The organism is Coleofasciculus sp. FACHB-712 (assembly GCF_014695635.1).
Taxonomy (GTDB): Bacteria; Cyanobacteriota; Cyanobacteriia; order Cyanobacteriales; family FACHB-T130; genus FACHB-T130.
Map to the genome: position 1 here is coordinate 1 of NZ_JACJOQ010000134.1, position 3,997 is coordinate 3,997.

Sequence of the window (3,997 nt, forward strand, 5' to 3'; positions counted from 1 at the left end):
GATTATTGGCTTGGCGGTTCTCATTACTTCCCAATTGATGTGGAAGCAGCCAAAGTTTGTGCCGGAGTATATCCTGATTTCCCAACCGTTTTTCGCAAGTTACGAGACTACATTGGTCAGGTATCCCGCTATATCGAATCTCAGGGAATTAACCAATTTATTGTTTTTGGTTCCGGATTACCAACTTGTGGGAATGTGCATGAAGTTGTAGCGCAAGCAAAGGTTCTTTATACCGATATCGATCGAGCAAATATCAAACTGGGTCAAGAGATTTTAGCCGAGAACTCGAACGCTGGCTACACCTTCTGCGATGCGACAAACCTGGATACCCTGGAGCAATCGGTTGTTGCACAAGTGCTAGGGTCAATTCGGCGTTTAGGTATGGTTTTTGTCGGTGTTGCAGCCTTTATCCCTGATGAAATTATGACCCAGATGCTCGATCAACTTTATGATTGGGCACCGGCGGGTAGTTTCTTGGCGCTGGATTTTGATGGTGAAGCGGGGATCGTGTATCCGGAAATGCTAGAACTATTGGACTCGATGGGGGCGCATGTTTATATGCGTAATCCCGAAACGATCCGAGCGCTGCTGGGACGCTGGCAATTAACTGAGCATGGTATCCTGCCAGTTGAGGCGTGGCAGGCTGACTTATCGGCAAAACCAATTGAGGCTAGCGAGCCAGTTTTTATGTATGGCTGCGTAGTTTATAAATAAAATTGGTCGGTGGAGCACTCCTGCAATGTTACTACAACATTGATTTAGCAATCAAAAACCTAACCCCCCAGTCCTCTTCCCTGCAAGGAAAAGGGGAAAATTACTGCCTTCCTATAGCAGGAAAGAGATTCTCCCTAGGATTACTGAATCAGCGTTGTAGATACAGGGCGATCGCGCATCGCTTCCCACTGGCAACAAATTTGTCTAAAAATACTTCAAAGACTTTCGTTGACATTCAAGCCTTTTAATGGTTAAAACTCTCAAATTTTTGACAAATCCTGCCGTTACTTCCGTTCTTTTTGTGTCTCTGTTGGGTTTATCAACGCCCAGTACTGCCGCTTTTTCTGACATTCAAAGCCATTGGGCGAAAGATTGCATTACTCAGTTAGCCCAAAGAAAGTTAGTGACAGGCTACCCGGATGGCAGCTTTCGCCCAGAAGCAACGGTGACACGCGCTGAGGTGGCGGTGCTGATGTTGAATGCCTTCCCGAATGCGCCAGTAAAGCGTAGCAGCACAGCTTTTAGAGATGTGCCTGCTAGTCACTGGGCGAATAAAGCGATCGCTACCGCTTATCAAAAAGGCTTTTTTTCGGGTTATCCAGGCGGGATTTTTCAACCGAGTCAAGCCATTCCCAGAGTGCAAGCAATCGGCGTTATAGCAGGTGCGGCAAATTATCCCATCCCGGAAAATGTCAGTCAGACGCTGGGGCAGTATTTTAACGATGCGGCGCAGATTCCCAGTTATGCCCAGAATGCGATCGCTTCCGCCGCCGTGGGCACCCTTGTCGTCAATTATCCGAACGTCAAACAGCTCAACCCCAATCGCAGCGCCACCAGAGGGGAAGTGGCAGCGTCGATGTGTCGGGCGTTAAACATTTATACGATTCCGCCGCAGTATATTGCCGGGGTGGAAGTGCAACCGATGGAGGTGCGGGCTTTACCGGGGAAACTGGATGCCGTTCCCACCTTTAACAGCAACAGTCCCGAACTCGTCACAACTGAAGGCATTCTGCTGTCTACCTTCCCTCCAGCAGGCAAACAGGTGCCGGAAGCGCATTTAAATTTCCCCTTCCAGGGACGATTTGATTTATTTTCTCACCACATCGCCAGGGCAGAAAATTCCTCGCAAACGCGCACCCTCTACCAAGGGGTGATTTTGCACAATCCCGGCGATCAACCTGCCACTGTCGAAGTGCTGCAAGCAGCAAGTTACCTTTCCACTCCCGATGCGCCGTTTATTTCCTTGCCAGATATTCAGGATAATCCTAACGGCACCGTCTACGCTGGCCCTGGCAGCCGGACAATGAATGATGTGCTGCGAGGGATTCGGCAGGAAAAATTCTCCCAAAAGGTGACAATTCCACCGGGGCAAAGCCAAATGCTGATGAATCAGCCAATTCCGGTGAAGGCTCCCTCATCGAATGGTCGCACCACGATGATGCGGTTGTCGAGCGATCGCCCAATTTATGTTGCCAATTTAGCCATGAATGCCCCCCGCAATGGCAATGGCAGTGAGAGGACACCCACCTTGGCTGAATGGCAAAAGCTGCTGAATACAGGCGGTTTGGCGGGGAAGCGCGATCCAATTCCCACACCGTTAGATCCTCCCAGAGAACCTACAGTTTTTAGCCGCGTGGCGGGTGTGTCCCAAGGGGCACAATGGCAAGCACAAATGACCGATGGTTCTAATTCCTCAGATTTAACGATTCCTCAGCCGGGGAAAGCGTTTTCTTATGTATTAGGCACTCTGCATCTCATTACCCTCGGCACAAAGCAAATTCAAAGCGCCCCGATGCTAGTTCGCTATCCCGATACGGCGTATTTTGCCCACAGCAACTATGGGGTGGAATACAATCTCACTTTGCCGCTGAAAAACTCTACTAATCAAACCCAAACTGTTACTGTATCCGTGCAAACACCCCTGAAGGATGAGGGAGGAACCGATAGACTTTTGTTCTTAAATCCCCTCACTAAGCAAGTGTTTTTTCGAGGCACAGTCAGGCTTCGTTACAACGATGATAATGGAGTGGAAAAGACGCGCTACGTGCATCTGGTACAGCGACGCGGACAACCAGGAGAACCATTGGTAACGCTGAAGATGCCGTCAGGTGACAAGAGAGTTGTACAGGTAGATTTTCTCTATCCTCCAGATTCCACTCCGCCGCAGGTTCTCACCATCAGCACAAATGGGTAACTCACAATGAATTTAAAAACAGAAACAACAATTGAAGCTTTATACCGCATACCGGAAAATGGCAAAGCGGAAATTGTAAACGGAGAATTGGTACTGATGGCGGCGACAGGTTTTCTGCCAGGACGTGCAGGAGGTGAAATATATGTTAGCCTGCGCGATTACGAACGCAGCACCAAAAGTGGTTATGCTTTGCCTGATAATGTTGGCTTTATTGTCAATCTTCCAAACCGCCGTTCTTTCAGCCCTGATGTTGCGTTCTACATCGGCAACCCTAGCGGCGGAAAGTTCTTAGAAGGGGCACCCGTTTTTGCTGCTGAAGTGAGAAGCGAGAATGATTACGGTGAGGCAGCAGAAGCGGAAATGGCAGCCAAGCGCCGGGATTACTTTGCGGCGGGTACGCTGGTGGTATGGGATGTAGATGTACTCAAGGCGGAAGTTGTCAAGGTGTATCGTGCTAGCAACCCCTCAAAGCCGCAAGTTTACCGTCGTGGTGAGGTGGCTGAAGCTGAACCCGCTGTGCCGGGATGGTTGATGGCAGTAGACGATTTGTTTGTTTAGACGCCCACTTTTAATAACACTCAATCAAGCTATTTTTACAGCTAAAAATCTATGACTGTAACTGGTAGACGCTTGTGGACTGTAGATGAGTACCACCGCATGATCGAGACAGAAATTCTGACAACTGACGAGCAAGTGGAACTCCTAGAAGGACAGATTCTAGAAATGAGTCCTCAACAACCTCCCCATGCTGCTACGACGCAACGGGCGTTCAACTATCTCAACAGCCTACTGACAGATCAAGCGTTCCTGCGGATGCAGTTACCGATTACGCTGCGCCCCAACTCAGAACCCGAACCGGATATCGCTGTTGTTCGTATCGATCCCCGCGAGTATTTTGAGCGTCACCCTACACCCGATGATATCTTCCTGTTAGTTGAAGTGGCAGACTCTACTCTAAATAGAGATTGCCACATGAAAGCACGCACTTATGCCAAAGCTGGGATTGCTGATTACTTGGTTCTGGATGTGAACACGCGGCGAGTCTACGTTTTCCGCGAACCGGGAGAAGCAAATTATCAACAAGAAACT

Annotated in this window: 4 protein-coding genes; all 4 read left to right on the plus strand. The window is 49.1% G+C overall.

What is annotated here, in order from left to right:
• Positions 1-714, plus strand: a 714-nt coding sequence (locus tag H6F50_RS03350; RefSeq protein WP_190426332.1) for an SAM-dependent methyltransferase, incomplete at its 5' end; no start/stop codon positions are given.
• A 247-nt stretch (positions 715-961) separates the two neighbouring features.
• Entirely contained in the window at positions 962-2,908 is a 1,947-nt protein-coding gene (locus H6F50_RS03355; RefSeq protein ID WP_190426334.1) for a DUF3370 family protein, read from the plus strand.
• A 6-nt stretch (positions 2,909-2,914) separates the two neighbouring features.
• Positions 2,915-3,466 (plus strand): Uma2 family endonuclease, encoded by a 552-nt coding sequence (locus H6F50_RS03360; RefSeq protein WP_190426337.1) that lies wholly within the window; start codon positions 2,915-2,917, stop codon positions 3,464-3,466.
• A 51-nt stretch (positions 3,467-3,517) separates the two neighbouring features.
• Positions 3,518-3,997 (plus strand): Uma2 family endonuclease (locus tag H6F50_RS03365; protein WP_190426340.1); only part of this gene is annotated, 480 nt, incomplete at its 3' end.